Genomic DNA, 23,601 nt, shown 5'->3' on the forward strand with positions numbered 1-23,601 from the left:
CGCGCCCCGCGGGCGGGGGCGCGAAGCGCCGCGGCGGACGGGCGGGCAGCTCGCGCGACACGAACGTGCCTCGCGCCCGGGCGGCCTCGATCCAGCCCTCGGCGGCGAGCTCGCCGTACGCGGCGAGGACCGTGTTGCGGTGCACCGCCAGCGCGCGGGCGAGCTCGCGGCTCGAGGGGAGCGCCGCCCCGGGCTCGAGCGCGCCCGAGCGCATGCGCGCGGCGAGGCCGCGGGCGATCTGCACCGCGAGCGGCGCGGGGTCGTCGCGATCGAGGGCGAGGGCGAGGGTCCAGGTGCGCACTGGTCCAGTGAGTTTATCAGGACTGGACCTTTTCGCAGGACCAGCGCCGGGCCACGCTCCCGGCATGAGACGAGAGATCTTCCGCGCCGACCCGGCCCGCGCGCTGGCGCTCCTCGCCCGCGCGCCGGTCGTGCACCTCGCCACCACCACCCCCGCGGGCGCGCCCGTGCTGCGCGCGCTCGACGCAGCGGTGCTCGAGGACGGCGTCTTCTTCCACGGCGCCCACGCCGGCGAGAAGGCGACCTGCCTCGGCCGACCGGCGGTGGTGTCCGCCGAGGAGGTGGTGGCGCACGTCCCGAGCTGGATGGTGGACCCGGTGCGCGCCTGCCCCGCCACCACCCTCTTCCGGAGCGTGCAGGTGCACGGGACGCTCACGGCGGTGGAGGATCCCGCCACGAAGGCCCGGGCCCTCGAGGCCCTCATGCGCCGCTGGCAGCCCGAGGGGCGGTACCGGCCCATCGACGCCGGCGATCCGCTCTACCGCGGCGAGCTCGAGGGCGTGCGGGTCTTCTTCGTGCCCTTCGAGCGGATCGACGGAAAGTGGAAGCTCCTGCAGAACCGGACGCCCGGGGAGATCGAGCGCATCCTCCTCGGCCTGTGGGAGCGTGGCGCCCCCGGCGACCCCCAGGCGATCGAGGCGATCCGCGAGGCGAACCCCGCGGCGCCCACGCCTCCCTTCCTCGCGGCGGAGGGGGTCCGGCTGCACGCCGCCCTCGGACCCGAGGACCTCCCGGCCGTGGAGACGCTCCTCGGCGGCGAGTACTGGTGGGAGGGGGTCGCGCGGGAGCTCATCGGGCCCGCTCACCTCGGGGCGACGGCCTGGGTGGGCGCGCGGTCGCCGGACGGCGCGCTCGTCGCCTCCGCGCGCGCGGTGTCGGACGGGCGGCGCGCCTGGATCTACGACGTGGTGGTCGCGCGGTCCTGGCGCGGACAGGGCCTCGGCAAGCGGGTGATGACGCTGCTCCTCGACCACCCCGCCGTGCGGCGGACGCGCTTCGTCTGCCTCGCCACGCGCGACGCACAGGGGCTCTACGCGCGGTACGGCTTCGTGGACGTGGCGGCCACGCCCCCGCGCTTCCCCGGCTCCTCGGACATGGTGCTCGACCGCGCCGCCGGCCTGGACGGAGCGCGCCGCGAGGCGCCCTCGAGCGGCGATCGCGGCCTCTAGAGTAGCGCGCCATCCCGGCGCCGCTCGAAGCCCCTTCCTACTCCGGCTTCGCGCCGTGCTTCAGCCGCTCGAGGGCCGCGTAGACGTCGGCGCGCTTCAGCCCGCGGGCGCGGGCGACCTCGCGCGCGATCGCCGACGGAGGCTCGCCCGCCGCGAGCCTGCGCGCGAGCTCGTCCGCGAGCGGCACCTCCGGCGCCGGCCGCGCGGGTGGCGCGGCCCCCTCGCTCGAGACGACGAGCGTCACCTCGCCGCGGACCTCGTCCGCGAGCCGGGCGGCGAGCTCGCGGAGGCGCCCGCGCAGGAGCTCCTCGTGGAGCTTCGTCAGCTCGCGCGCGACGAGCGCCTCCCGGTCGCCGAGCGCCTCGGCCAGATCCTCGAGCGTCTCGCGCGTCCGGTTCCCCGCCTCGTAGAGCACGAGCGTCGCCGGCGTGGCGGCGAGGAGCGCGAGGGCCTCGGCGCGTCCCGCGCCCTTGCGCGGCAGGAACCCGGTGAAGAGGAACCGGTCGGCGGGGAAGCCCGACGCGGCGAGCGCGGCGAGCGCAGCGCTCGGGCCGGGGATGGGCACGACGGTCGCGCCCGCCGCCCAGGCGGCCGCGACGAGCGCCGCGCCCGGATCCGAGACGCCCGGCGTGCCGGCGTCCGTGCAGAGCGCGACGGACTCGCCCGCGACGAGCCGCTCGACGATCGCCGCCACGCGGCCGCGCTCGTCGAAGGCCGGGAGCGACAGGAGCGCGGGCGCGGGCGCGCCGAGGTGCGCGTAGAGCTTCAGCGTCCTGCGCGTGTCCTCGGCCGCGACCGCCCGGACGCTGCGGAGCACCTCGGCGGCGCGCGGCGAGAGGTCGCCCAGGTTCCCGATCGGCGTCGCGACCACGTACAGCGTGCCGCGCCGGCCCTCATTCCGCTCGTTCGCCTCGGTCACCACAGCCCCGGCTTCCCCTCGCCGTCGAACGCCCCGCGGTAGAGCTCCACCCGCGGCCCCGCCTCCTCGAACGTGACCGCGACCACGTCGAAGCGCAGCTCCTGCTCGAGGCCGCCGTTCCGGAGCGCCCAGTCGGTCGCGGCGGCCACCACGCGGCGCGCCTTGCCCCGACCGACCGTCTCCTCCGGTCCGCCCTGCGCGTCCGAGGAGCGGCTCCGCACCTCGACGAAGCACACGATCCCGCCCTCGCGGCAGACGAGGTCCACCTCACCGCGCGGCGTGCCGTGGTTGCGGTCGAGGATCTCGAAGCCCTCCCGGACGAGGAACTCGGCGGCGATCGCCTCCGCCTCCCGCCCGCGGGCGCGCCGGTCGCCCTGCTGCGCCTCGCCGCCCGTCATGCCTCACGCGGCGTGATCGGCCGCCTCCCGGAAGGCCGGATCGGCCGTGGCGTGGAGGAGCTGTCCCGGGCGGGCGAGCTGCTTCAGGAGCCGCGCCGCGAAGCGCCGCGCGCCGTCCGAGAGCCCCGCGAACGCGTCCTCGACGATGGCGACGCCCTTGCCGCCGGCGAGCGCCTGCTCGAGGAGCGCCAGCTTGATCGCGAGGAACACGAGATCGCGATCCGCGGGCGGCAGCGTCGCGGCCGCCACGACCCGGCCGCTCACCTGGACGGAGAGGTTCCCGCGCTCGTCGGCGCCGAGCGCCTGGAGCCGCTGGAAGGAGATCCCGGAGAGCGTCTGGGACGCCTTGGCGGCGAGGCCGCGGACGACCGCGGCCGGGCTCGCGCCGCCCTCCGCGGCGGCGCGCTCTACGAGGAGGCGCAGCGCATCGCCGCCGGGAGCGGGCGTCGCACGCGGCGGCGGCGCGGGCGCCTCCTGCCGGATCGCGACCGCCGCCTCCGCCTGGAGCCGCCGGAGCTCGCCCTCGATCGACGCAGGATCGCGCACGAAGCCGCCGGCCTGCTCGGAGAAGGTCGCCTCCGCCGCCCGCAGCTCTCCCTCCACCTGCGCCCGCTCCGCGGCCAGGCGCTGCGCCTCCGGCGCGGCCTGCCACTCGGCGACCCGGCGGCGCCACTCCGCGACGACCGCGTCCGCGTCCTCGACCCGCGAGAGCAGCTCGCGGAGCTCCGGCACGCCCTGCACGCCGGCCGTCTTGAGCGCCGCGCGAACCTCCTGCGCGTCGCGCTCGAACGCCCCCTGGAGCTTCCGCTCCCAGTCGTCGACGACGCGCCTGCGGCGTGAGACGCGCTCCCACGCCTCGAGGCGGCCGACCCACTCCCACGCCACCCACGCCGCGGTGCCGAAGGCGGGCACCGCGAGGAGCGCCGCGTGGCGGAGCTCCGACCCGGCCGCCGCCGCGGCGGCGCCGCCGAGCGCGAGCGCGAGGCCGGCGCCTGCCCCGGCCCAGAACGGGATCCCGCGCCAGGGCGCCACCGGCGCCCCCCGCGCGTCCACCTCGTCGAGCGTGGCGCGCTCCGCCGCGGCGCGCTCGATCGCCTCCGCGCGGCGCGCGCTCCCTCGCTCGTACGCGACGAGCTTCGCCTCTGCGTCGCCGAGCGCGGCGCCGGCGGCCGCCGCCGCGTCGAGCTCCGCGCGCGCCTCGAGCGCGCGCTCGAGACCGTCGCGGAGGCGATCTCCGGCGCGGAGCGCCTCCCCCAGCGCGGCGAGCCGCGCCTGCAGCCGATCCAGGCGCTCCTGGAGCCCCTCGGCGACGCGCGCCTGCGCGAGCTCCGCCTCGAGCTGGGCGACGCGACGGCGCGCCTGCTCAGGCGAGAGCATCGCGCGCGGGGGGGCGGCGCGGGACGGCTCCACGCCCGGGCCCTGCCGCGAGGGCAGCTCCGCCGCGGACAGCGAGAGCAGCGCGGAGAGGCGCGCCGGGGTGGGGACGCCCACGGTCGAGCGGAGGAGCTCGCGGATCTCGGCGAGCTCCTGCGAGACCGGCGCGAACGCCCGCTTCTCCGCGTCGAACCGGTGGAGCTGGCAGCCGACCGCGAAGTCGCGCACGAGCCGGTAGGTGACGCGGTCGTCGCCGACGAGGGTCAGCCCCGCGCGCATGCCCGCGCCCGCGGGGCCGCTGCCCGCACGCGGCAGCGCCTCCGCGTCGCGCGGATCCGGGTGCAGCAGCGCCTCGAGGAGGCGCCGCAGCGCGGGGCCGTCCGCGGCGACGACGTTGTAGCCGGGACGAAGCGTCGCGCGGCCGCCCGAAGGCGCCACGCCACGCACGCCCTGCGCTGCGAACTCGAGGAGGATCACGCTCGGGGGCGCATGTTAGCGCCCGACGCGCGGCCCGGGAAGGCGCGCACGCGCACGAGCGAGGAGGTGGAAGCGCACCGGAGGCGCGCTCCCACCTCGTCGCCAGAGGGGAACGTCAGGCCTGCGGCGGAGCCGCGGGAGGCGGAGCCGCGACGGCGGCGCCGGGAGTCGGGCCCTCCTCCTGGTGGAGGCGGGCCGCCTTCCCCTGCAGCTCGCGCAGGTAGTACAGGCGCGAGCGGCGGACCTCGCCGTGGCCCAGGACCTCGATCTTGTCGATCCGCGGGCTGTGGACCGGGAACATGCGCTCCACGCCCACCCCGTAGCTCATCTTCCGGACCGTGAACATCGACGACCCGGGGGTGCCCCGCCGGTAGGCGATGACCACGCCCTCGAAGATCTGGATGCGCTCCTTGTCGCCCTCCTTGATCTTCGTGTGGACGCGGACGCTGTCCCCGGAGCGGAGCTCGGGGACGTCGTTCCGCACGTACTTCGCCTGGATGTCGGCAATCGCCTTGCGCAGCATGATCGATGCTCTCCTTTACAGCTCGTCGTCTCCGGCGTCGATGAGCCGGAGGTCGTTCTCCGTGAGGCGCGCCCTCGCGAAGAGGTCCGGCCTCCGCTCGCGCGTGACGCGCAGCGCCTCGCGCCGCCGCCACCGCTCGATGCGCCGGTGGTCTCCCGAGAGGAGGACCTCCGGAACCTTCATCCCCCGGAACTCCGGGGGCCTCGTGTACTGCGGGTACTCGAGGAACGTGTCCTCGCCCGCGAAGCTCTCTGCGCCGGCGGACGCCTCGTTGCCGAGCACGCCCGGCACGAGCCGCGCGGCGGCGTCGACGACGCAGAGCGCCGCGATCTCGCCGCCCGTCAGGACGAAGTCTCCGATCGAGACCTCCATGTCCACCGCCGCCAGCACCCGCTCATCCACCCCTTCGTAACGGCCGCAGACGAGGACGAGCTTGCCGTGAGTCGAGAGCCGCCGCGCCAGCGCCTGGTCCAGCGCCAGGCCCCGCGGGCTCGTCATCACGACGAGCGCGCCGGGCAGCCTGGACCGCGCCGCCTCGATGGCCTCCGTGAGCGGCTCGGGCTTCATCACCATGCCGGCGCCGCCGCCGTAGGGCGCGTCGTCGGTCACGCGGTGCTTGCCCCGGGCGTGCTCCCGGACGTCCGACACGGTCACCGACACGAGCCCTGCCTCGCGCGCCTTCCCGAGGATGCTCTCCGCGAGGTACCCCTCGCACATCCGCGGGAACAGCGTCAGGATCTCCACCTCGAGCCGCGCGCTCATCGCGCCTCCGCGGGATCCCCGCTCGTCGTGAACCGGCCGAACCTCACGTCCTCGTCTCCTGCGGCCTCCTTCCGTCTCTGCGCTCTAGTCCAGAAGCCCTTCGGGCGGATCCACCACCACGCGCCGCCCCGCGACGTCCACCTCGACGTACGGCGCGAGCGGCACGAGCTTCTCTCCGCCGTCCTCCGTCGTCACCACGAGCACGTCCACGCCGCCCGTGTCGTACAGCCCCGTCACCGTCCCGACCGCCGCGCCCGCCGCCGTGACCACCGGCAGGCCCTCGAGGTCGGCCCAGTAGTGCCGCGCCTCGCCTGGCTCCGGCAGGTCCTCGCGATGCGCGAGCACCTCCGCCCCGACCCACGCCTCCGCCGACGTCCGGTCGGAGACCCCTTCCACCTTCACCGCCCAGACCCGGCCCTGCGGCCGCGCCTCGACCACCTCCCGCATCGGCGGCTCGGGCTCGTCTCCGCGCCGGAGCGCGATCCGAGTCACCGTCGTGAGCGCGCCCTCGGTCCCGGCCACCCCGAGGTGGCCCTTCAGGCCGATGACCCGGACGACCTTGCCGAGCCGGACGAGCGCCACGTCAGTCGAGGATGTCGAGCACCGCCCGGCGTCCCTCCCTGCGGGCGGCGGCGTCGAGCACGGTCCGGAGCGCCTTCGCGGTCTTGCCACCTCGCCCGATGACGCGCCCGAGATCGTCGGGGGCGACGGAGAGCTCGAGGACCGTCGCGCGATCGCGCTCGAGCACCTCGACCTTCACCGCGTCCTTCCGCTCGACGAGCTCGCTGGCGAGCCAGAGGACGAGGTCGCGCATCGGAGCCGCCCTACGCCTTCTTCTCGGCCGGCGCCGCGCCCTTGGCGCGCTTGAGGATCATCGCGACGGTCTCGCTGGGCTTCGCGCCGACCTTGAGCCAGTGCTCGATGCGCTCGACCTTGAGCTCGATCCGCTCGGGCACGAGCGTCGGATCGTAGATGCCGACGTCCTCGATGTACTTGCCGTCGCGGGAGTTGCGCGAGTCGGTGGCGACCACGTGATAGAAGGGCGCCTTGTGCGTGCCCGCGCGCGACAGCCGAAGAACCACTGCCATGTGTCCTGCCTCCTAAATCCTTGGAACGCGGAGCGTTTTCCCCGGCCAGGCGCGGCGGGGACTCCACGAAAAGTGGGTTTCTTTACGCCAACTTAGGCTGGGTGTCAAGACGAGCCGGCGCCGGGCTCTGCGTCCCGCTCGGCCGCCTCGCCCCCCGGATTCGCCGCGCCACGCTGGCGGGGCGCCCGCGGCAGGCGGCGCGCACGCAGCGCCGAGAGGTGCCCCCGGGGGAGCAAGCGCAGCGCCGCGACGTAGGTCACCCCCGCGGCCAGCACGCCGAGCATGCCTCCCGCCGCGAGGTCGGCGGCCCAGTGAGACCCCATCCGGACCCGCGCCATCGCGCAGAGCGCCGCGAGGGCCAGCACGGTGAGCGCTCGCCTGCCGTAGACGAGGAGCGAGAAGGTCGCGAACGCCGCGACGCCGGCGGCGTGAGGCGCTGGGAACGCCGCGCGGAGGAGCGGCGCGAAGCCGCTCGCCTCCAGGGGACGGGGCGCGGCCCCCGCCGCGCGGGCGGCGAGCGCGACCCCCACCGCGAGGAGGATGGAGATCGCTGCCGGCGCGACCGCCTTCAGGACCCCTCGGACCTCCCCCTCGAGCCACGAGTAGAGCGCGAGGGCGACGAGGACGAGCATCCACGGCTCGCACGCCACGAGCAGCGCCGCCATGGGCAGCTCGAGCGCTCGGGACTGGAGCGCGGCGTTCGCGGCTCCGAGCGGATCCTGGGCGTAGAGCGGCGGCATCGGGGCGGTCCGTTTGTACCAGCGCGGCCCCCTGTGCGGAAGGCGGGACGGCGAAAACGAAAGGGCCGCGCGCGAACGGCTCGCGCGCGGCCCAGGCGGCCCTGCGGGGGAGCGCCCGGATTACTCCTCGGCGCCCTTCTTGGCCTTGGCCTTGGCCTTGGCCTTCGGCTTCGCGGCGGCGGCCTTCTTCGGCGCCTTCGCCTTGGGGGCCTTGGGCTCCTTCGCCTTGGCGGTCTTCTTCTCGCCCTCGCCCTCGCCCTCGCCCTCGGCCTGCGCGGGGGCGCGGTCGACGAGCTCGATCACGGCCATCTCGGCGTTGTCGCCGACGCGGCGGCCGACGCGGACGATCCGCGTGTAGCCGCCGGGCCGCGCCTTGAAGCGCCCGGCGAGGGAGTCGAAGAGCTTGTTCAGGACCTCGACGTCCTTCACCTCGCGGTTCGCGAGCCGCCGGTGGTGCGCGGAGCCGCGCTTGGCGAGCGTGATGACCTTGTCGGCGAAGCGCTTCAGCTCCTTCGCCTTGGGCGTGGTCGTGACGATGCGCTCGTGGCGGAAGAGCGACGTCACCATGTTTCTCAGCATGGCCGTGCGGTGCTCGGTGGTGCGATCGAGCCGGCGGCCGACGACGCGGTGCTTCATCTTGGGTGTCTCCTATCGGTCCAGGTTCGCTAGACCTTGGGGGCGCCCTGCGGCGCCGCCTTCGGCGGCCAGTTCTCGAGCTTCATCCCGAGCGAGAGGCCCATCTCGGCCAGGATCTCCTTGATCTCCTTGAGCGACTTCCGGCCGAAGTTCTTCGTCTTCAGCATCTCGGCCTCGGTCTTCTGGACGAGATCCCCGATGGTCTTGATGTTCGCGTTCTGGAGGCAGTTCGCGCTGCGGACGGAGAGCTCGAGCTCGTCCACCGAGCGGAAGAGGTTCTCGTTGAGCTTCTGCTCCTCGACCGGCTTCAGCTCCTCGGCGGGCTCCTCGGCCTCGTCGAAGTTGATGAAGATCGAGAGCTGCTCCTTCACGATCTTGGCGGCGTAGGCCACGGCGTCGTTCGGCGCGACCGACCCGTCGGTCCAGACCTCGAGCGTCAGCTTGTCGTAGTCGGTCTGCTGGCCGACGCGGGCGTTCGTGACCTGGTAGTTCACCTTCCGGATCGGGCTGAAGAGCGCGTCGATCGGGATGGTGCCGATGGGCTGCCCCGGCACCTTGTTCTTGTCCGCCGGGACGTAGCCGCGGCCGCGGCGCGCGGTGAGCTCCATCCGGACCCGGCCGCCCTCGCTGATGGTGAGGACGTGGTGGCCGGGGTTCAGGACCTCGACCTGGCCGTCGGCGATGATGTCGCCGGCCTTGATCTCGCGGGGCCCGTCCGCCTCGATCCGGAGGGTCTTCACCTCGTTGGTGTGGATCTGGAGGAGGACTTCCTTGAGGTTGAGGATGATGTCGGTGACGTCCTCGGCGACCTCGGGGATCGTCATGAACTCGTGCTCGACGCCCTCGATCTTCACCGAGGTGATCGCGGCGCCCTGCAGGCTCGAGAGCAGCACGCGCCGGAGCGAGTTGCCGAGGGTGATGCCGAAGCCGCGCTCGAGCGGCTCGGCGACGAACTTCCCGTAGGTGTTCGAGAGGCTCTCCTGGTCCACGACCAGGCCGCGCGGCTTGATGAGATCGCGCCAGTTCTTCGTGACGATCGGATCGACCATGGGCTGTCTCCTCTGCCGCCGCCCCCTCCCCTCGTCCGCTCAGCCAGGCGGTGGGGGATCCGTGGGACGCGCGACTCCTTGGATGTGATGAGCGGGCCGGCGTCTCTTGCTCGCCGACCCGCTCGAAGGCTCTGACCGCGTCCGGCGCGCCGGACCGCTCGCCCTGAGCCTGCCGAAGGGCGCTCGACTACTTCGAGTACAGCTCGACGATGAGCTGCTCCTGGATCGGCATGGTGATGTCCTCGCGCGAAGGCTGGGTCTTCACCGTGCCCTTGAAGCCGCCCTTGTCGAGCTCCAGCCAGCCGGGGACGCCGCGGCGGTCGACCGCCTCGAGCGCCTCGCTGATCCGGACGACCTTCTTCGAGCGATCCCGCAGCTCGATCTTGTCGCCCGCGCGGCACATGTAGCTCGGGATGTTGACCTTGCGGCCGTTCACCTTGAAGTGGCCGTGCCGGACGAGCTGCCGCCCCTCGTTGCGCGTGTCGGCGAAGCCGAGGCGGAACACGACGTTGTCGAGCCGGAGCTCGAGCGTCTGGAGCAGGTTCTCGCCGGTCTTGCCCTTGGCGGCGGCGGCGTTCTGGTAGGCGTGGCGGAACCCGGCCTCGAGGAGGCCGTACATCCGCTTCACCTTCTGCTTCTCACGGAGCTGGACGCCGTACTCCGAGAACTTCACGCGCCCCTGGCCGTGCTGGCCGGGAGGGTAAGGGCGGCGCTCGATGGCGCACTTGTCGGTGTAGCACCGGTCGCCCTTCAGGTACATCTTGAGGTTCTCCCGGCGGCAGAGCCGGCAGACGCTTTCGTTGTAGCGAGCCACGTTCGTTCTCCTGACTAGACGCGGCGGCGCTTCGGCGGCCGGCAGCCATTGTGCGGGATCGGGGTCACGTCCCGGATGAGCGTGATCTTGAGCCCGGCGGCCGAGAGCGCGCGGAGCGCCGACTCGCGGCCCGCGCCCGGCCCCTTCACGAGCACCGAGACGGTCTTGAGGCCGTGCTCCATCGCCTTGGCGGCGGCGTCACCGGCGGCGACCTGGGCGGCGAACGGGGTCGACTTGCGCGAGCCCTTGAAGCCGCGCGCGCCCGCGCTCGACCACGAGATCACGTTCCCGGAGGCGTCGCAGATCGTGATCATCGTGTTGTTGAAGGTCGAGGCGATGTGCACGATGCCCGCCGCGATGTTCTTCTTCACCCGCTTCTTCCCCTTCTTCGGGGTCACGGGCGAGGCGGTCACCGGCTCGATGCCGCCGAGGTTCGGCGCCGAGGGTGCGGCGGCGGCCTCCTCCGGCTTCTTCGTCTGCTGCTTCTCGTCAGCCACTCTGAGCTCTCCGGTCTTGAGGCGTTCGGTTACTTCGGCGCCGGGGCGGCGGCGGGCTTCCGCACGAGGCCCTTCTTCGGACCCTTCCGCGTGCGCGCGTTCGTGTGGGTGCGCTGACCGCGGACCGGCAGGCCCTTGCGGTGACGCAGGCCGCGGTAGGCGCCGAGATCCATGAGCCGCTTGATGTTGAGCGAGATCTCACGACGGAGGTCGCCCTCGACCTTCACGTTCTGCTCGATGGTCTCGCGGATGCGACGGACCTCGTCGTCCGTGAGGTCCTTCGTCCGCGTGGTGACGTCCACCTTGGCGCGGTCGCAGACGGCCTGCGCGGTCGTCTTGCCGATGCCGTAGATGTACTGGAGGGCGACCTCGATCCGCTTCTCGCGGGGGAGGTCGACGCCGGCGATGCGAGCCATTCGTCTCTCCGTTACTCGCCGGGCCCTAGCCCTGGCGCTGCTTGTGGCGGGGGTTGGCCGGGCAGATGATCCGCACGGTGCCCTTGCGCTTGATGACCTTGCACTTGTCGCAAACCTTCTTGACCGACGCGCGGACCTTCATGACCCGTTCCCTTCCGCTCGTGGTTTCGAACCACGAAGTCCTGCTCCAAAGACGAAAAACCCCGCCGCTACGGCCGGCGGGCCTGGCGGCTCGGTAGCGCTCCGTGGCGCGCCCGGCGTAGCCGCCCGTATTCTCCGGGCTTTCCCGGGAGGCCACCCGACTCGAGCGGCCTCAACGAAGCGGGCCCTATAACATAGCGAAACCGCGGCTGCAAGCGGCTCCGCGTGGGCCTGCCCGGGATCCGCCCCGGTACTTGCCCTATCTGCTCCCCCCGACCGGCCCGCCCCTCCCGAGGGTGAGCACCTCGGGCCCATCCTCCGTGATCGCCACCGTGTGCTCGAAGTGCGCCGAGAGGCTGCCGTCGGCGGTCACGGCGGTCCAGCCGTCCTCGAGCGTCTCCACCGCGCGCCCGCCCGCGTTCACCATCGGCTCGATGGCGAGGACCATCCCGGGCCGCAGCGCGGTCCCGGAGCCGCGGGTCCCGAAGTTCGGGACCTGGGGCGCCTCGTGGAGCCGCCGCCCGATGCCGTGGCCCACGAAGTCCCGGACGACCGAATAGCCCTGCGGCTCGACGCACGCCTGCACGGCGGCGCCGAGATCGCCGACGTGGGCGGCCGGCCCCGCCGCCGCGATGGCGCGCCGCAGCGACTCGCGCGTCGCCTCGAGCAGCCGCGTCGCCTCCGCGCTCACCCGGCCGACCGGCACCGTGCGCGCCGAGTCGCCGAACCAGCCGCCGAGCACGACCCCGAAGTCGAGGCCGACGATGTCGCCCTCCCGCAGGACGCGTCCCTCGGAGGGGATACCGTGGACCACCTCGTCGTTCACCGAGACGCAGAGCGACGCCGGGTAGCCGTGGTACCCGAGGAACGCCGGCTCGGCGCCGCGGTCGCGGGCACGCGTCCGGGCGAGCCGGTCGAGCTCGGCCGTCGTGACCCCCGGCGCCACCGCCGCCTCCAGCTCGTCGAGCACCGCGTGCACGACGAGGCACGCCTCGCGGATCCGCGCGATCTCGTCGCGCGTGCGCAGGTCGATGCGCTCGCGTGCGCGCCCGTCCATCATTCGCGTCGCCGCGGCCCTACTTCGGGAGGACCGCCCTCGTGGCGGCGAGGATGCCTTCCGGCGTGCCGATGCCGTCGACGTTCGCGAGCAGGCCGCGCTCGCGGTAGAAGCGCTTCAGCGGCTCGGTCTTGTTGCCGTACTCGGCCATCCGCTTCTTCACGTTCTCGGGCTTGTCGTCGTCGCGCTGGACGAGCCCCTCGCCGTCGCGGTCGCAGTAGCCCATGCGCCGCGGCGGATTGGCCGAGACGTGGTAGACGGCGCCGCACTTCGGGCAGCTTCGCCGGCCGCTGATGCGCTCGACGACCGCCTCCTCGGCGACGTCATACGAGACGACGCGCGTGAGGGAGCGGCCCATCGACTGGAGCAGCCCGTCGAGGTACTCCGCCTGCGCGATCGTGCGCGGGTAGCCGTCGAGGATGAACCCGTCGGCGACGTCGGGCCGGGACAGGCGGTCCTTCACGAGGGCGTTCGTGACGTCGTCCGTCACGAGGCCGCCTGCGTCCATGATCGCCTGGATCTGCTTGCCGAGCTCGGTCCCGCGCGCCTTGTGGTCGCGGAACATGTCGCCCGTCGAGATGTGCGGGACGTGGAACTCGGCGGAGAGCAGCTTCGCCTGGGTGCCCTTGCCGGCCCCCGGCGGTCCGAGCAGGATGAGGATCATCGCGACCTCCGAGACGCAGCGGGCCTCGCGCCTCGCGAGGCCCACCGTGCGTCAGGCGTTGACGGCCTGTCCTGTCGAGAGCCTGCGGCCACGGATCCGCGGGCCGCGGGGGCCGGTGAAGCCCTCGTAGTGCCGCGTGATGAGGTGTCCCTCGATCTGCTGCACCGTGTCGAGCGCGACGCCCACCACGATGAGCAGCGAGGTGCCGCCGAAGTAGAAGTTGATGTTGAACTCGTTGGTGAGGATCGTGGGCAGCACGCACACCGCGGCGAGGTAGATCGCGCCGCCGAACGTGATGCGCGACAGGACGTAGTCGATGTAGTCCGCCGTCTTCTTGCCCGGCCGGATGCCCGGGATGTAGCCGCCGTACTTCTTGAGGTTGTCGGCGACGTCCACCGGGTTGAACGTCACCGCGGTGTAGAAGTAGGCGAAGAAGATGATGAGGACGACGTAGAGCACGTTGTAGATCCAGCTGCCCGCCTGGATCGCGGTGGACACGCGGCTCAGCGCCGGGAACCAGCCCGCGAGCGTCGCCGGGAAGAGCAGCAGCGACGACGCGAAGATCGGCGGGATGACGCCCGAGGTGTTCACCTTCAGCGGCAGGTGCGTCGACTGGCCGCCGTAGAGCTTCCGGCCGACGACGCGCTTCGCGTACTGGACGGGGATGCGGCGCTGCCCGCGCTCGACGAAGACGATCGCCCCGATCACCACCACCATGATGGCGAGGAGGACGACGACTCCGAGCTCGCTGATCTGGGAGCCCGGCGCGCGGAAGGAGCGGTAGGTGTTCCACGCCGCGGCGGGGGCGCGCGCGACGATGCCGGCGAAGATGATGAGCGAGATGCCGTTGCCGACCCCGCGCTCGGTGATCTGCTCGCCCATCCACATGATGAACGAGGTGCCGGCGGCGAGCGAGATCATGGTCAGGAGCCGGAAGCCCCAGCCCGGATCGGCGACCACCGCGATGCCGGCGGGGTCGCGCAGCGTCTCGAGGTAGGTGGCGATCCCGTAGCCCTGGATGGCCGAGAGCACGACCGTGAGGTAGCGCGTGTACTGGGTGATCTTGCGCCGCCCGAGCTCGCCTTCCTTCTGCAGCTTCTCGAGGGCCGGGACGACCACGGTGAGGAGCTGCAAAATGATCGACGCCGACACGTACGGCATGATGCCGAGCGCGAAGATCGACAGCTGCTCGAAAGCGCCGCCGGAGAAGAAGTTCAGGAGCCCGAGCAGGTTGCCGGACGAGACGACGTTCTGCATCGCCTGCCGGTCCACGCCGGGAGTGGTGACGTAGATGCCGAGCCGGTAGACGGCGAGCATCCCGAGGCTGAAGAGGAGCCGCTTCCGGAGCTCCGCGATCTTGAAGATGTTCACAAGCCCGCTGACTGCCATGCGGTCCCCTTTCGCCCTGCGCCCGACGCGCGGCGCGCCGCGTGGCGCGGCCGCCGTCGTGCCATCCCCGCCCTACTTCTTCGCCTGAGCCTTCTTCGCGGCCTTGGCCTTCTCGTACATCGTGACGGGCGCGGGGATGACCTCCACCTTGCCGCCCGCCTTCTCCACCGCGGCGCGGGCGCCGGCGGTCACGCGGTGCACCTTGACGGTGACCGCGCTCTTGAGCTCGCCGCCGCCCAGGAGGACGACGCCGTCGCGGTTCCCGCGCACGAGCCCCGCGCTCTTCAGCGCGGCGGGATCGACGAGGCCGGTGAGGCCCTCGAGATCGCCGACCTTGACCTCCTCGAGGTCGCGGCGGAAGACGTTCTTGAAGCCGAACTTCGGGAGGCGACGCTGGAGCGGCATCTGGCCGCCCTCGAACCCCTCGAAGTGCATGTTGCCGGAGCGGGCCTTCTGGCCCTTGCCGCCGCGGCCCGCCGTCTTGCCGAGGCCGGATGCCTGGCCACGGCCGACGCGCGTGCGCTCGCGGTTCGCGCCCTTGGGCGCCTTGAGCTTGGAAAGCGACATGGAGCGTTCTCCTTTTATCACGGGGCGGACGGCTGTCTAACCCTGCCGGGCCGTCGCCTTCGCCTTCCTGGCCTTACGCCCCTCGGGCGCAGGCTGGTCTACCCGCTCCCACTCGACGAGGTAGGAGACCTTCGCGATCATCCCCATCGTCTGCGGCGTGTCGGGCAGGATCTTCGTGGAATCGCGCTTCTTGAGGCCGAGGCCCGCGACGATCGTCCGATGCGCGGCGGGACAGCCCGCGAGCCCGCGGACGAGCTTCACCTGGATGGCAGCCATGATGTCTCCTTACGCCCCGCCGAGCTCGGCGGCCTGCTTGCCGCGCGCGCGGGCGGCGTCGTCCGCGGAGCGCAGCCTCTTCAGGCCCGCCACGGTCGCCTTGAGGACGTTGTGCGGGTTGCGCGAGCCCTGGCACTTCGTCAGGACGTTGCGGATGCCGGCCGCCTCGAGGACCGCGCGAACGGTGCCGCCGGCGATGACGCCGGTGCCCTCGCCCGCGGGCTTGAGGAGCACCCAGCCCGCGCCGAAGTGACCGAGCACCTCGTGGGGGATCGTCGTCCCGACGAGCGGAACCCTGAAGAGGTTCTTCTTCGCCTGGTCGCCGCCCTTGCGGATCGCCTCCGGGACCTCGTTCGCCTTCCCGAGGCCCACGCCGACGTAGCCGTTGCCGTCGCCGACGACGACGAGCGCCGAGAAGCTGAACCGGCGGCCGCCCTTCACGACCTTCGCCACGCGGTTGATGTGGACGACCTTGTCCTGGAGGTCGAGCTCGTTCGCGTTGATGGGAGTAGCCATTCGAAACCTTTCCGTCACCTAGAACTTGAGCCCGGCCTCGCGCGCGGCCGCGGCCACCGCCTCGACGCGCCCGTGGTAGTCGAACCCGTTGCGGTCGAACACGACCGCCTCGATCCCCTTCGCCATGGCCGCCTTCGCGAGGGCCGCGCCCACGCGCTTCGCCGCAGCGGTCTTGTCGTCGTCCTTGATCTCGTCCTTGATCGCCTTCGCGTTCGTGGCAACGGAGACCAGGGTGGTGCCCGTCGTGTCGTCCACGAGCTGGGCGTACATGTGCTTGAGGCTCTTGTAGATGGTGAGCCGGGGGCGCGCGGCGGTGCCGGAGATCTTCCGGCGGATGCGAGCCCTGCGCTTCTCGCGCGACGTGACGTGCTGCGCCATGACGTTCCTCCTTGCGGCGGCGACGGTTCAGCCGCCGCATGAGCGGGGTGGATGCCGGCCTAGGCGGCGCCGGTCTTGCCTTCCTTGCGGCGGACGATCTCCTCCGCGTACTTGATGCCCTTGCCCTTGTACGGCTCGGGCGGGCGGAGCGCGCGGATCTTGGCCGCGGTGAGGCCGAGGAGGTGCTTGTCCACGCCCTTCACCGTGAGCTTCGTCTGCTTCGCGTCGACCTCGGCGGTCACGCCCTCCGGCAGCTTGAACACCACCGGGTGCGAGAAGCCGAGGGCGAAGTGGATATCCTTCCCCTTCACCTCGGCCTTGAAGCCGACGCCGCTGATCTCCAGGCCGCGCTCGTAGCCCTTCACGACGCCATCGAGCGCGTTCTTGACCAGCGTGCGGGTGAGGCCGTGCAGACCCTTCGACTCGGGGGAGTCGTCGGGGCGCGTGACCGTCACCTCGCCCTTGTCGACCGCGACCTTCACGCGCGGGTTCGTGGGGAAGGACATCTTGCCCTTGGGCCCCTCGATCTTCACGAGGTGGCCGTCCACGGAGACCTTCGCCTTCTCCGGGATTTTGACGGGCAGCTTGCCGATGCGAGACATCTCGGTCGCTCCCTTACCAGACGGTGCAGATCAGCTCGCCGCCGACCTTCTGCTTGCGAGCCTCGCGGTCCACCATCACGCCCTTCGACGTGGAGAGGATCGCGATGCCCATGCCGTTCAGCACGCGTGGAATCGAGTCGGTCGGCACGTAGCGCCGCAGCCCCGGCTTCGAGACCCGCTTGATGTCGCTGATCGCCGGTTCACGGTCGCCGCTGTACTTGAGGACGATGGTGATCGCGCCCTGGGGCCCGTCCTGGTGAAGGACGAAGTCCTTGATGAAGCCCTCCTCGCGGAGGACCTCGGCGATGCGGACCTTCAGCCGGGACGTGGGGACCAGGACCTTCTCGTGACGCGCGTTCGAGGCGTTGCGGATGCGCGTCAGCATGTCGCCAATGGGATCGGTGAAGCTCATTCGCGTCTCCCTTACCAGCTCGACTTGATGACGCCGGTGATCTCGCCCTGCAGCGCGCGCTGGCGGAAGCAGAGACGGCACATCTGGAACTTGCGCAGGAACGCGCGGGGCCGGCCACACAGCGGGCAGCGGTTGTACTGCCGGACCGGGAACTTCAGCTTGCGCTTGGCCTGCGCCATCTTCGAAAGCTTCGCCATGGGATCTCCTTTTACTGACGGAACGGCATGCCGAGGTGGCGAAGGAGCGCTCGGCCCTCCTCGTCGTTCCGGGCGGTCGTGACGACCGTGATGTTCATCCCTTTGATCTTCTCGACCTTGTCGTAGTTGATCTCGGGGAAGATGATCTGCTCGCGCACGCCGAGCGTGTAGTTGCCCTTCCCGTCGAACGCCTTGGGCGAGACGCCCTTGAAGTCGCGTACGCGCGGGAGGGCGATCGACACCAGGCGGTCGAAGAACTCGTACATGCGATCGCCGCGGAGCGTGACCATCGCCCCGATCGACTGGCCCTGGCGCAGCTTGAAGTTCGCGATGGACTTGCGCGCCTTCGTCACGACCGGCTTCTGGCCGGTGATGGAGGACAGCTGCTCGACGGAGGCGTCGATGATCTTGCCGTTGTTGATCGCCTCACCGAGCCCCATGTTCACGACGATCTTCTCGAGCTTCGGGGCCTGCATCGGGTTCGTGAACCCGAACTCCTTCATCAGCTCGGAGCGGACCTCCTGCTCGTACCGCTCCTTCAGACGCGCTGCCATCGTGCTCTCCTTGCCTTCGGCCGGCCTCTTCCCGTGCCGGGCGATGCGTTTTCCTACGAACTCTCCGCGCCGTCCAAATCCCGACGGCGGAAACCCCGCCTACTTCGCGGCCTTCTTCTTGTCGGACCGGGCCTTCTCCTTGGCGCCGAGGTCGCGCGCGATCTTCTCGCGGCGGACGGGCTTGTCGCCCTGGAGCACCATCACGTTGGAGATGGCGACGGTGCCCTCCTTCTCGAGGATCCCGCCCTCCGGCGTGGCCTGGCTGCGCCCCTTCTTCAGGTGGCGCTTCACGGTCATGAGCTTCTCGATGCGGACGCGGCCCTTCTCGGGAAGGAGCTCGAGGACCTTGCCCTGCTTCCCCTTCTCCTTGCCGGCGATGATCTTGACCGTGTCGCCCTTGCGGATGCCCGGCATGGTTACAGCACCTCCGGCGCGAGGCTGATGATCTTCATGAACTTCCGGGCGCGGAGCTCGCGCGCCACCGGCCCGAAGATGCGCGTGCCGATGGGCTCGAGGTCCTTGTTGATGAGGACCGCCGAGTTCCCGTCGAAGCGGATGTAGCTGCCGTCCGGCCGCTTGACCTCGCGGCTCGTGCGCACGATGACGGCGCGGGCGACCTCGCCCTTCTTCACCTTGGCCTGGGGGATCGCCTCCTTGACCGAGACGACGATCACGTCGCCGATCGAGGCGTACTTGCGGCGGGTGCCCCCGAGCACCTTGATGCACTGGACCTTCTTCGCGCCGGAGTTGTCGGCGACGTCGAGCATCGTCTGCTGCTGGATCATGGCCTAGACCTCCGCCTTCTCGAGGGTCTCGGCGACGCGCCAGCGCTTGTCCTTGGACATCGGACGCGTCTCGACGATCCGGACCTTGTCGCCGATCTGGCAGTCGTTGTTCTCGTCGTGCGCCTTGTACTTCTCGGCGCGCTTCACGATCTTCCCGTACTTCGGGTCGGTCACCCGGCGCTCGACCTTGACGACCACGGTCTTCGCCATCTTGTTCGAGACGACCACGCCGATGCGGGACTTGCGGTTGCCGCGCTCCATGTCGATCACTCCTTCGCCTTCCCGGCCTGGGCCGCGGCGAGCTCCTTCTCGCGCGCGACCATGAGGATGCGCGCGATCTCGCGCTTGGTCTTGGCGAGGTCGGCGGTCGAGTCGAGCACGCCGGTCGAGTGCTTGTTCTTGAGATCGAAGAGCGTCTGCTTCAGCTCCGCCGCGCGGGCGAGGAGATCCTTCCGCTCCAGGTCGCGCAGCTCGTTGACGGTCGCCATCGCTCGTTCCCTCCTACAGCGTGGTGCCGCGCTTCACGACCTTGGTCGCGACGGGCAGCTTGTGGGCGGCGAGGTGGAACGCCTTCTTCGCAGACTCGTCGTCGACGCCGGAGAGCTCGTAGAGGACGCGGCCCGGCTTCACGACGGCCACGTAGTACTCCACGTTGCCCTTGCCGGTGCCCATTCGAGTCTCGGCGGGCTTCTTCGTGATGGGCTTGTCCGGAAAGACCCGGATCCAGAGCTTGCCGCCCCGCTTCACGTAGCGGGTGATCGCCACGCGCGCGGCCTCGATCTGGCGTGAGGTGAGCCAGCCGCACTCGGTGGCCTGCAGGCCGTACTCGCCCTGGTTCAGATCCGAGCCGCGGTAGGCCTTCCCCCGCATGCGGCCCTTCATCATCTTGCGGTACTTCGTTCGCGCCGGCTGAAGCATGTGCGTCTCCTAGAGGTGTCCTGGGCGCGGCTCAGGGCCGGGCGCCGCCGCTGCTCCGCGGCTGGCGCACAGGGGTGGTCTGCGGCAGCACCTCGCCGCGCATGATCCAGACCTTGCAGCCGATCTTGCCGTAGGTGGTCTTCGCCTCGGCGAAGCCGTAGTCGATGTCCGCGCGGAGCGTGTGGAGCGGGACGCGGCCCTCGCGGTACCACTCGTACCGCGCCATCTCGGAGCCGCCGAGGCGGCCGGAGCAAGCCACGCGGATGCCCTTCGCGCCGAACTTGAGGGCGGTCTGGACCGCCTTCTTCATGGCGCGGCGGAACGCGATGCGCCGCTCGAGCTGGGTCGCGATGTTCTCCGCGACGAGCTGGGCGTCCGTCTCGGCCTTACGGACCTCGACGACGTTCAGGTAGACCTCGTTCTCGGTCTTGCCCTGCAGCTCCTTCTTGATCGTCTCGATCCCCGCCCCCCGCTTGCCGATCACGATGCCCGGCCGCGCGGTGTGGACGTTGATCTTCACCTTGTTCGCGGCGCGCTCGATCTCGATGCGGGAGATGCCGGCCTGGCCGAGCTTCTCCTTCACGTACTCGCGGAGGTGGATGTCCTCGTGGAGCCACTTCGCGTAGTTCTTCTCTTCGTACCACTTCGAATCCCAGGACCGGATGACGCCGAGCCGGAACCCGATCGGATGGACTTTCTGTCCCATGTGCTCTCCTCGATTCCCTTGGGTTCCAGGCTACTGCGCGGTTCCGAGCTCGACGTAGACGTGGCTCGTCTTCTTCTCGATGCGGAAGGCGCGGCCCATCGCGCGCGGCATGAAGCGCCGCATCTTCGGGCCCTGGTCCACCGTCAGCGTCTTCACGACGAGCGCGTCGACGTCGACGCGGCCGCCGTTCTGCTCCGCGTTCGCGACCGCCGAGCGGATGAGCTTCGAGAGGTGCTTCGCGGCCGCCTGGGGCGTGAACTTGAGCACCGCGAGCGCGTCGCCGACGGGCATGCCCCGCACCTCGTTCGCGACGAGCCGCACCTTGCGCGGCGCGACGCGGAGGAAGCTGAGGGATGCGTGCGGCCCCGGCGCCGGCTTCGCGGGCCGGTTCGGCTTGGAACGGCGCGCGGGCACCGGCTGGCGAACGCGCTTGGCGCCCTTCTTCGTGGTCTGGGTCTCGGCCATGTCCGTTCCCTCGCTACTTCCTGGCCGGCGCCGGCGCCGCCGCGGCCTTCTTCTCGGCCGAGTGGCCGTGGAAGGTGCGCGTCGGGGCGAACTCGCCGAGCTTGTGGCCGACCATGTTCTCGGTCACGAACACCGGGACGAACTTCCGCCCGTTGTGGACCGCGAACGTGTGGCCGACGAAGTCCGGCAGGATCGTGCTCCGCCGCGACCAGGTCTTGATGACCGACTTCTTGTTGCCCTTGTTCGCGTCCTCGACCTTCTTCGTGAGGTGCTTGTCCGCGAACGGGCCCTTCTTGATCGAACGCGCCATGAGTCGCTGTCCCTTCTCGCTCGCTACTGGGGCGTGTTGCGCGGCCCGGGCTTGCGGCGCGAGACGATGAACTTGTCAGTGCGGCGGTTATTGCGAGTCTTCTGGCCCTTGGTCTTCTGGCCCCACGGCGAGACCGGGTGCGGGTTGCCCTGGCCGGACTTGCCCTCGCCGCCGCCGTGCGGGTGATCGACCGGGTTCATCGCGAGACCGCGCACGGTCGGGCGCTTACCCAGCCAGCGGCTCTTGCCCGCCTTGCCGAGCCTGACGCTCGAGCTCTCGACGTTCGAGAGCTGGCCGATGGTCGCGCGGCACTCCTGGAGGACCTTGCGGACCTCGCCGGAGGGCATGCGGATCTGGGCGTACAGCCCCTCCTTCGCCATCAGCTGGCCGAAGGAGCCCGCGGAGCGGATCATCTTACCGCCGGAGCCGGGCTGCGACTCGACGTTGTGGAGCACCGTGCCGAGCGGGATCGCCTTGACCGGAAGCGCGTTGCCCGGGCGGATGTCGACCGTCTCGCCGGAGACGAGCGTGTCCCCGACGTTCACGCCCACCGGCGCGAGGATGTAGCGCTTCTCGCCGTCGGCGTAGTGCAGGAGCGCGATGCGCGCCGTGCGGTTCGGGTCGTACTCGACCGCCGCGACCTTGGCCGGCACGCCGTCCTTGTCACGCCGCCAGTCGATCACGCGATAGCGCCGCTTGTGGCCGCCGCCGATGTGGCGGGTCGTGATGTGGCCGTGCGCGTTGCGGCCGCCCGACTTGCGGACGGGCTGCGTGAGCTTCTTCTCCGGCTTGGACTTCGTGATCTCCGCGAAGTCCGACACCGTCATGAGCCGCCGGGCGGGGCTCGTCGGCTTGTACTGTTTGAGGGCCATGTTGGTCTCCGTCCCCTCGCCTCTACGTCCCCTCGAAGAGGGCGATCGTCTCGCCTTCCTTGAGGGTCACGAAGGCCTTCTTCCAGTTGGGGCGGCGGCCGACGTTCCGGCCGACGCGCTTGTTCTTCCCGCGCGCGATGGCGGTCCGCACGTCGAGGACGTGCACGTTGAAGAGCTTCTCCACCGCCTGCTTCACCTGGATCTTGGTGGCGTCCCGGTGCACCTCGAAGGCGTACTGGCGGTACGCCTCGCGGGCCTGCTCCGCCTTCTCGGTGATGAGCGGACGCTTCACCACGTCCTGCATGGCGAGGTTCATGAGAGGCTGGCCTCCAGCTTCTTCGCGGTCTCGGCCGTCAGCACGAGCGCGTCGTGCTTCAGGATGTCGTAGACGTTGAGCCCCTCGGCGGCGAGGAAGTCCGAGCCGTCGAGGTTGCGCACGCTCCTCGCGAGCGAGGCGTTCGCGGCCGCGTCGACGACGAGCGCCTTCTTCGCGCCGAGCTTCGCGAGCACCTTCGCCGCGGCGGAGGTCTTCGGCTCCGCCGGCTTCCACTCCTGCACGATGACGAGCTTCTGCTCCTGGCTGCGGAGCGCGAGCGCGGCGCGCAGGGCCGCCTTCCGGACCTTCTTCGGCACGTCGTAGGAGTAGTCGCGCGGCTTCGGCCCCATCGCCTTGCCGCCGCCCACCCACTGCGACGCCCGGGTCGAGCCCTGGCGGGCGCGGCCGGTGTGCTTCTGCTTCCAGGGCTTCTTGCCGCCGCCGGACACGAGGGACCGGTTCTTCACGGCGTGGGTGCCCGAGCGATCGGAGGCGAGCTTCGCCTTCACCACCTCGTAGAAGAGGTGCTCGTTCACCTCGCCCGCGAAGACGGCGTCGGCGAGCTCGATCTCGCCCACCTTCTTCTTGTCGAGGTCGTAGACGTCGAACTTGGCCATAGGGTCCTCGACTACTTGATCTCCACGTCCACGCCGGCCGACAGGTCGAGCTTCATGAGCGCGTCGAGCGTCTGAGGCGTCGGCTCGAGGATGTCGAGCAGCCGCTTGTGCGTGCGGATCTCGAACTGCTCGCGCGACTTCTTGTCGACGTGCGGGCTGCGGAGAACGGTGAACTTGTTGATCCGGGTGGGGAGCGGGATCGGTCCCGCCACCTTCGCGCCCGTGCGCTTCGCGGTCTCGACGATCTCCCCGGCCGACTGGTCGAGCAGCTTGTAGTCGTAGGCCTTGAGCCGGATCCGAATCTTCTGAGTCGCCATCGGAAAGCCTTCTCTCCATCACTCGGCGCGGCGCGGAGCGCCGGCCCGCAACGTCTGCGGACCGGAGGCCCCGCCGTTCGCCGGTGGTGCTACCTACTGGATGACCTCGGCCACGACGCCCGCGCCGACAGTGCGGCCGCCCTCGCGAATCGCGAAGCGCAGCTCCTTCTCCATCGCGATCGGGGTGATGAGCTCCACCTCCATCGCGATGTTGTCGCCGGGCATCACCATCTCGACGCCCGCCGGGAGCTGCACCGAACCCGTGACGTCCGTCGTGCGGAAGTAGAACTGCGGGCGGTAGCCGTTGAAGAACGGCGTGTGGCGCCCACCCTCCTCCTTCGTCAGGACGTACACCTCGGCCTTGAACTTGGTGTGCGGCG

Annotated in this window: 40 protein-coding genes and 1 pseudogene; 1 reads left to right on the forward strand and 40 read right to left on the reverse strand. The window is 71.0% G+C overall.

What is annotated here, in order from left to right:
- Positions 1-301: GntR family transcriptional regulator (locus tag MNZ39_RS16015; RefSeq protein ID WP_242340085.1), on the reverse strand; the 301-nt coding region annotated here is incomplete at its 3' end.
- A gap of 64 nt (positions 302-365) precedes the next feature.
- On the opposite strand from MNZ39_RS16015, the gene MNZ39_RS16020 reads away from it, so the two are divergent.
- Complete coding sequence (locus MNZ39_RS16020; RefSeq protein WP_242340086.1) at positions 366-1,469, forward strand: GNAT family N-acetyltransferase; 1,104 nt, start codon at positions 366-368, stop codon at positions 1,467-1,469.
- Between the two features lie 37 nt (positions 1,470-1,506).
- Here the strand turns inward: MNZ39_RS16020 and rsmI are convergent, their stop codons facing one another.
- The 39 genes and pseudogenes from rsmI to tuf form a co-directional block, all read right to left on the reverse strand.
- On the reverse strand, positions 1,507-2,388 hold the full coding sequence (gene rsmI, locus MNZ39_RS16025; protein ID WP_242340087.1) for a 16S rRNA (cytidine(1402)-2'-O)-methyltransferase: 882 nt from the start codon (positions 2,386-2,388) through the stop codon (positions 1,507-1,509).
- A complete protein-coding gene (locus tag MNZ39_RS16030) occupies positions 2,385-2,786 on the reverse strand; it encodes a YraN family protein (protein WP_242340088.1) in 402 nt (133 codons plus the stop codon). The genes rsmI and MNZ39_RS16030 overlap by 4 nt, the downstream gene beginning before the upstream one ends.
- Positions 2,787-2,789: 3 nt before the next feature.
- Positions 2,790-4,637 (reverse strand): hypothetical protein, encoded by a 1,848-nt coding sequence (locus MNZ39_RS16035; RefSeq protein ID WP_242340089.1) that lies wholly within the window; start codon positions 4,635-4,637, stop codon positions 2,790-2,792.
- Positions 4,638-4,752: 115 nt separating this feature from the next.
- Positions 4,753-5,160, reverse strand: coding sequence for a 50S ribosomal protein L19 (rplS, locus tag MNZ39_RS16040; protein WP_242340090.1), 408 nt, complete (start codon positions 5,158-5,160; stop codon positions 4,753-4,755).
- A gap of 15 nt (positions 5,161-5,175) precedes the next feature.
- The gene (gene trmD / locus MNZ39_RS16045) at positions 5,176-5,922 is read right to left on the reverse strand and encodes a tRNA (guanosine(37)-N1)-methyltransferase TrmD (protein WP_242340091.1); all 747 of its coding nucleotides are present in this window, start codon (positions 5,920-5,922) and stop codon (positions 5,176-5,178) included.
- Positions 5,923-6,006: 84 nt separating this feature from the next.
- Positions 6,007-6,504 (reverse strand): ribosome maturation factor RimM, encoded by a 498-nt coding sequence (gene rimM / locus MNZ39_RS16050; RefSeq protein ID WP_242340092.1) that lies wholly within the window; start codon positions 6,502-6,504, stop codon positions 6,007-6,009.
- Between the two features lies 1 nt (position 6,505).
- A complete protein-coding gene (locus tag MNZ39_RS16055; protein WP_242340093.1) occupies positions 6,506-6,736 on the reverse strand; it encodes a KH domain-containing protein in 231 nt (76 codons plus the stop codon).
- A gap of 10 nt (positions 6,737-6,746) precedes the next feature.
- Positions 6,747-7,010: a 30S ribosomal protein S16 gene (gene rpsP / locus MNZ39_RS16060; protein WP_242340094.1), complete on the reverse strand. Its 264-nt coding sequence runs from the start codon at positions 7,008-7,010 to the stop codon at positions 6,747-6,749.
- A gap of 104 nt (positions 7,011-7,114) precedes the next feature.
- Positions 7,115-7,750 carry a phosphatase PAP2 family protein gene (locus MNZ39_RS16065; RefSeq protein ID WP_242340095.1) on the reverse strand — a complete coding sequence of 212 codons (636 nt, stop codon included), beginning with the start codon at positions 7,748-7,750 and terminating at the stop codon, positions 7,115-7,117.
- 120 nt (positions 7,751-7,870) lie between these two features.
- Positions 7,871-8,386, reverse strand: coding sequence for a 50S ribosomal protein L17 (rplQ, locus tag MNZ39_RS16070; protein ID WP_242340096.1), 516 nt, complete (start codon positions 8,384-8,386; stop codon positions 7,871-7,873).
- A gap of 29 nt (positions 8,387-8,415) precedes the next feature.
- Positions 8,416-9,435 (reverse strand): DNA-directed RNA polymerase subunit alpha, encoded by a 1,020-nt coding sequence (locus tag MNZ39_RS16075; RefSeq protein WP_242340097.1) that lies wholly within the window; start codon positions 9,433-9,435, stop codon positions 8,416-8,418.
- A 187-nt stretch (positions 9,436-9,622) separates the two neighbouring features.
- On the reverse strand, positions 9,623-10,249 hold the full coding sequence (gene rpsD, locus MNZ39_RS16080; RefSeq protein ID WP_242340098.1) for a 30S ribosomal protein S4: 627 nt from the start codon (positions 10,247-10,249) through the stop codon (positions 9,623-9,625).
- A gap of 14 nt (positions 10,250-10,263) precedes the next feature.
- Positions 10,264-10,647 carry a 30S ribosomal protein S11 gene (rpsK, locus tag MNZ39_RS16085; RefSeq protein ID WP_242340123.1) on the reverse strand — a complete coding sequence of 128 codons (384 nt, stop codon included), beginning with the start codon at positions 10,645-10,647 and terminating at the stop codon, positions 10,264-10,266.
- A 128-nt stretch (positions 10,648-10,775) separates the two neighbouring features.
- On the reverse strand, positions 10,776-11,162 hold the full coding sequence (gene rpsM / locus MNZ39_RS16090) for a 30S ribosomal protein S13 (RefSeq protein WP_242340099.1): 387 nt from the start codon (positions 11,160-11,162) through the stop codon (positions 10,776-10,778).
- A 25-nt stretch (positions 11,163-11,187) separates the two neighbouring features.
- Complete coding sequence (gene rpmJ, locus MNZ39_RS16095) at positions 11,188-11,304, reverse strand: 50S ribosomal protein L36 (protein ID WP_242340100.1); 117 nt, start codon at positions 11,302-11,304, stop codon at positions 11,188-11,190.
- Positions 11,305-11,562: 258 nt separating this feature from the next.
- Positions 11,563-12,360 (reverse strand): type I methionyl aminopeptidase, encoded by a 798-nt coding sequence (gene map, locus MNZ39_RS16100; protein WP_242340101.1) that lies wholly within the window; start codon positions 12,358-12,360, stop codon positions 11,563-11,565.
- A 19-nt stretch (positions 12,361-12,379) separates the two neighbouring features.
- A complete protein-coding gene (locus MNZ39_RS16105) occupies positions 12,380-13,024 on the reverse strand; it encodes an adenylate kinase (protein ID WP_242340102.1) in 645 nt (214 codons plus the stop codon).
- 51 nt (positions 13,025-13,075) lie between these two features.
- On the reverse strand, positions 13,076-14,413 hold the full coding sequence (secY, locus tag MNZ39_RS16110; protein ID WP_242340103.1) for a preprotein translocase subunit SecY: 1,338 nt from the start codon (positions 14,411-14,413) through the stop codon (positions 13,076-13,078).
- 72 nt (positions 14,414-14,485) lie between these two features.
- On the reverse strand, positions 14,486-14,980 hold the full coding sequence (rplO, locus tag MNZ39_RS16115) for a 50S ribosomal protein L15 (protein WP_242340104.1): 495 nt from the start codon (positions 14,978-14,980) through the stop codon (positions 14,486-14,488).
- A 36-nt stretch (positions 14,981-15,016) separates the two neighbouring features.
- Positions 15,017-15,256: a 50S ribosomal protein L30 gene (rpmD, locus tag MNZ39_RS16120; protein ID WP_242340105.1), complete on the reverse strand. Its 240-nt coding sequence runs from the start codon at positions 15,254-15,256 to the stop codon at positions 15,017-15,019.
- A 9-nt stretch (positions 15,257-15,265) separates the two neighbouring features.
- Positions 15,266-15,772, reverse strand: coding sequence for a 30S ribosomal protein S5 (gene rpsE / locus MNZ39_RS16125; protein ID WP_242340106.1), 507 nt, complete (start codon positions 15,770-15,772; stop codon positions 15,266-15,268).
- Between the two features lie 18 nt (positions 15,773-15,790).
- Positions 15,791-16,150, reverse strand: a complete 360-nt coding sequence (rplR, locus tag MNZ39_RS16130; protein WP_242340107.1) for a 50S ribosomal protein L18 — start codon at positions 16,148-16,150, stop codon at positions 15,791-15,793.
- A gap of 59 nt (positions 16,151-16,209) precedes the next feature.
- Positions 16,210-16,752: a 50S ribosomal protein L6 gene (gene rplF, locus MNZ39_RS16135; protein ID WP_242340108.1), complete on the reverse strand. Its 543-nt coding sequence runs from the start codon at positions 16,750-16,752 to the stop codon at positions 16,210-16,212.
- A gap of 13 nt (positions 16,753-16,765) precedes the next feature.
- Positions 16,766-17,164, reverse strand: coding sequence for a 30S ribosomal protein S8 (gene rpsH, locus MNZ39_RS16140; protein WP_242340109.1), 399 nt, complete (start codon positions 17,162-17,164; stop codon positions 16,766-16,768).
- Positions 17,165-17,175: 11 nt separating this feature from the next.
- Positions 17,176-17,361 (reverse strand): type Z 30S ribosomal protein S14, encoded by a 186-nt coding sequence (locus MNZ39_RS16145; protein ID WP_242340110.1) that lies wholly within the window; start codon positions 17,359-17,361, stop codon positions 17,176-17,178.
- A gap of 11 nt (positions 17,362-17,372) precedes the next feature.
- Complete coding sequence (rplE, locus tag MNZ39_RS16150; protein WP_242340111.1) at positions 17,373-17,915, reverse strand: 50S ribosomal protein L5; 543 nt, start codon at positions 17,913-17,915, stop codon at positions 17,373-17,375.
- Positions 17,916-18,014: 99 nt separating this feature from the next.
- Positions 18,015-18,329, reverse strand: a complete 315-nt coding sequence (rplX, locus tag MNZ39_RS16155; RefSeq protein WP_242340112.1) for a 50S ribosomal protein L24 — start codon at positions 18,327-18,329, stop codon at positions 18,015-18,017.
- Between the two features lie 2 nt (positions 18,330-18,331).
- Complete coding sequence (gene rplN, locus MNZ39_RS16160; RefSeq protein WP_242340113.1) at positions 18,332-18,700, reverse strand: 50S ribosomal protein L14; 369 nt, start codon at positions 18,698-18,700, stop codon at positions 18,332-18,334.
- Between the two features lie 3 nt (positions 18,701-18,703).
- Positions 18,704-18,961, reverse strand: a complete 258-nt coding sequence (gene rpsQ, locus MNZ39_RS16165; protein WP_242340114.1) for a 30S ribosomal protein S17 — start codon at positions 18,959-18,961, stop codon at positions 18,704-18,706.
- Between the two features lie 5 nt (positions 18,962-18,966).
- Positions 18,967-19,188, reverse strand: a complete 222-nt coding sequence (rpmC, locus tag MNZ39_RS16170; protein WP_242340115.1) for a 50S ribosomal protein L29 — start codon at positions 19,186-19,188, stop codon at positions 18,967-18,969.
- A 13-nt stretch (positions 19,189-19,201) separates the two neighbouring features.
- Complete coding sequence (gene rplP, locus MNZ39_RS16175) at positions 19,202-19,618, reverse strand: 50S ribosomal protein L16 (protein WP_242340116.1); 417 nt, start codon at positions 19,616-19,618, stop codon at positions 19,202-19,204.
- A gap of 31 nt (positions 19,619-19,649) precedes the next feature.
- Positions 19,650-20,324 carry a 30S ribosomal protein S3 gene (gene rpsC / locus MNZ39_RS16180; RefSeq protein WP_242340117.1) on the reverse strand — a complete coding sequence of 225 codons (675 nt, stop codon included), beginning with the start codon at positions 20,322-20,324 and terminating at the stop codon, positions 19,650-19,652.
- 30 nt (positions 20,325-20,354) lie between these two features.
- On the reverse strand, positions 20,355-20,789 hold the full coding sequence (gene rplV / locus MNZ39_RS16185) for a 50S ribosomal protein L22 (protein WP_242340118.1): 435 nt from the start codon (positions 20,787-20,789) through the stop codon (positions 20,355-20,357).
- Between the two features lie 13 nt (positions 20,790-20,802).
- Positions 20,803-21,099: a 30S ribosomal protein S19 gene (gene rpsS, locus MNZ39_RS16190; protein ID WP_242340119.1), complete on the reverse strand. Its 297-nt coding sequence runs from the start codon at positions 21,097-21,099 to the stop codon at positions 20,803-20,805.
- 23 nt (positions 21,100-21,122) lie between these two features.
- Complete coding sequence (gene rplB, locus MNZ39_RS16195) at positions 21,123-21,971, reverse strand: 50S ribosomal protein L2 (protein WP_242340120.1); 849 nt, start codon at positions 21,969-21,971, stop codon at positions 21,123-21,125.
- Positions 21,972-21,993: 22 nt separating this feature from the next.
- Positions 21,994-22,287 (reverse strand): 50S ribosomal protein L23, encoded by a 294-nt coding sequence (locus MNZ39_RS16200; protein WP_242340121.1) that lies wholly within the window; start codon positions 22,285-22,287, stop codon positions 21,994-21,996.
- Positions 22,284-22,904: a 50S ribosomal protein L4 gene (gene rplD / locus MNZ39_RS16205; RefSeq protein ID WP_242340122.1), complete on the reverse strand. Its 621-nt coding sequence runs from the start codon at positions 22,902-22,904 to the stop codon at positions 22,284-22,286. Before rplD ends, MNZ39_RS16200 begins: the two co-directional genes overlap by 4 nt.
- A gap of 11 nt (positions 22,905-22,915) precedes the next feature.
- Positions 22,916-23,221, reverse strand: a complete 306-nt coding sequence (gene rpsJ, locus MNZ39_RS16210; RefSeq protein WP_011421000.1) for a 30S ribosomal protein S10 — start codon at positions 23,219-23,221, stop codon at positions 22,916-22,918.
- Positions 23,222-23,314: 93 nt separating this feature from the next.
- A pseudogene (gene tuf, locus MNZ39_RS16215) lies at positions 23,315-23,601 on the reverse strand (elongation factor Tu); the annotation flags it as partial.

Source organism: Anaeromyxobacter sp. SG66, from assembly GCF_022690805.1.
Classification (GTDB): domain Bacteria; phylum Myxococcota; class Myxococcia; order Myxococcales; family Anaeromyxobacteraceae; genus Anaeromyxobacter; species Anaeromyxobacter soli.

Excerpts from the sequence above, each read along its gene's own strand:
- MNZ39_RS16020 (WP_242340086.1), top strand. The coding sequence starts at position 366 with ATGAGACGAGAGATCTTCCGCGCCGACCCGGCCCGCGCGCTGGCGCTC.
- MNZ39_RS16030 (WP_242340088.1), bottom strand. The coding sequence starts at position 2,786 with ATGACGGGCGGCGAGGCGCAGCAGGGCGACCGGCGCGCCCGCGGGCGG.
- rplS (WP_242340090.1), bottom strand. The coding sequence starts at position 5,160 with ATGCTGCGCAAGGCGATTGCCGACATCCAGGCGAAGTACGTGCGGAAC.
- trmD (WP_242340091.1), bottom strand. The coding sequence starts at position 5,922 with ATGAGCGCGCGGCTCGAGGTGGAGATCCTGACGCTGTTCCCGCGGATG.
- MNZ39_RS16055 (WP_242340093.1), bottom strand. The coding sequence starts at position 6,736 with ATGCGCGACCTCGTCCTCTGGCTCGCCAGCGAGCTCGTCGAGCGGAAG.
- rpsP (WP_242340094.1), bottom strand. The coding sequence starts at position 7,010 with ATGGCAGTGGTTCTTCGGCTGTCGCGCGCGGGCACGCACAAGGCGCCC.
- MNZ39_RS16065 (WP_242340095.1), bottom strand. The coding sequence starts at position 7,750 with ATGCCGCCGCTCTACGCCCAGGATCCGCTCGGAGCCGCGAACGCCGCG.
- rplQ (WP_242340096.1), bottom strand. The coding sequence starts at position 8,386 with ATGAAGCACCGCGTCGTCGGCCGCCGGCTCGATCGCACCACCGAGCAC.
- MNZ39_RS16075 (WP_242340097.1), bottom strand. The coding sequence starts at position 9,435 with ATGGTCGATCCGATCGTCACGAAGAACTGGCGCGATCTCATCAAGCCG.
- rpsM (WP_242340099.1), bottom strand. The coding sequence starts at position 11,162 with ATGGCTCGCATCGCCGGCGTCGACCTCCCCCGCGAGAAGCGGATCGAG.
- rpmJ (WP_242340100.1), bottom strand. The coding sequence starts at position 11,304 with ATGAAGGTCCGCGCGTCGGTCAAGAAGGTTTGCGACAAGTGCAAGGTC.
- map (WP_242340101.1), bottom strand. The coding sequence starts at position 12,360 with ATGGACGGGCGCGCACGCGAGCGCATCGACCTGCGCACGCGCGACGAG.
- MNZ39_RS16105 (WP_242340102.1), bottom strand. The coding sequence starts at position 13,024 with ATGATCCTCATCCTGCTCGGACCGCCGGGGGCCGGCAAGGGCACCCAG.
- secY (WP_242340103.1), bottom strand. The coding sequence starts at position 14,413 with ATGGCAGTCAGCGGGCTTGTGAACATCTTCAAGATCGCGGAGCTCCGG.
- rplO (WP_242340104.1), bottom strand. The coding sequence starts at position 14,980 with ATGTCGCTTTCCAAGCTCAAGGCGCCCAAGGGCGCGAACCGCGAGCGC.
- rpmD (WP_242340105.1), bottom strand. The coding sequence starts at position 15,256 with ATGGCTGCCATCCAGGTGAAGCTCGTCCGCGGGCTCGCGGGCTGTCCC.
- rpsE (WP_242340106.1), bottom strand. The coding sequence starts at position 15,772 with ATGGCTACTCCCATCAACGCGAACGAGCTCGACCTCCAGGACAAGGTC.
- rplR (WP_242340107.1), bottom strand. The coding sequence starts at position 16,150 with ATGGCGCAGCACGTCACGTCGCGCGAGAAGCGCAGGGCTCGCATCCGC.
- rplF (WP_242340108.1), bottom strand. The coding sequence starts at position 16,752 with ATGTCTCGCATCGGCAAGCTGCCCGTCAAAATCCCGGAGAAGGCGAAG.
- rpsH (WP_242340109.1), bottom strand. The coding sequence starts at position 17,164 with ATGAGCTTCACCGATCCCATTGGCGACATGCTGACGCGCATCCGCAAC.
- MNZ39_RS16145 (WP_242340110.1), bottom strand. The coding sequence starts at position 17,361 with ATGGCGAAGCTTTCGAAGATGGCGCAGGCCAAGCGCAAGCTGAAGTTC.
- rplE (WP_242340111.1), bottom strand. The coding sequence starts at position 17,915 with ATGGCAGCGCGTCTGAAGGAGCGGTACGAGCAGGAGGTCCGCTCCGAG.
- rplX (WP_242340112.1), bottom strand. The coding sequence starts at position 18,329 with ATGCCGGGCATCCGCAAGGGCGACACGGTCAAGATCATCGCCGGCAAG.
- rplN (WP_242340113.1), bottom strand. The coding sequence starts at position 18,700 with ATGATCCAGCAGCAGACGATGCTCGACGTCGCCGACAACTCCGGCGCG.
- rpsQ (WP_242340114.1), bottom strand. The coding sequence starts at position 18,961 with ATGGAGCGCGGCAACCGCAAGTCCCGCATCGGCGTGGTCGTCTCGAAC.
- rpmC (WP_242340115.1), bottom strand. The coding sequence starts at position 19,188 with ATGGCGACCGTCAACGAGCTGCGCGACCTGGAGCGGAAGGATCTCCTC.
- rplP (WP_242340116.1), bottom strand. The coding sequence starts at position 19,618 with ATGCTTCAGCCGGCGCGAACGAAGTACCGCAAGATGATGAAGGGCCGC.
- rpsC (WP_242340117.1), bottom strand. The coding sequence starts at position 20,324 with ATGGGACAGAAAGTCCATCCGATCGGGTTCCGGCTCGGCGTCATCCGG.
- rplV (WP_242340118.1), bottom strand. The coding sequence starts at position 20,789 with ATGGCCGAGACCCAGACCACGAAGAAGGGCGCCAAGCGCGTTCGCCAG.
- rpsS (WP_242340119.1), bottom strand. The coding sequence starts at position 21,099 with ATGGCGCGTTCGATCAAGAAGGGCCCGTTCGCGGACAAGCACCTCACG.
- rplB (WP_242340120.1), bottom strand. The coding sequence starts at position 21,971 with ATGGCCCTCAAACAGTACAAGCCGACGAGCCCCGCCCGGCGGCTCATG.
- MNZ39_RS16200 (WP_242340121.1), bottom strand. The coding sequence starts at position 22,287 with ATGAACCTCGCCATGCAGGACGTGGTGAAGCGTCCGCTCATCACCGAG.
- rplD (WP_242340122.1), bottom strand. The coding sequence starts at position 22,904 with ATGGCCAAGTTCGACGTCTACGACCTCGACAAGAAGAAGGTGGGCGAG.
- rpsJ (WP_011421000.1), bottom strand. The coding sequence starts at position 23,221 with ATGGCGACTCAGAAGATTCGGATCCGGCTCAAGGCCTACGACTACAAG.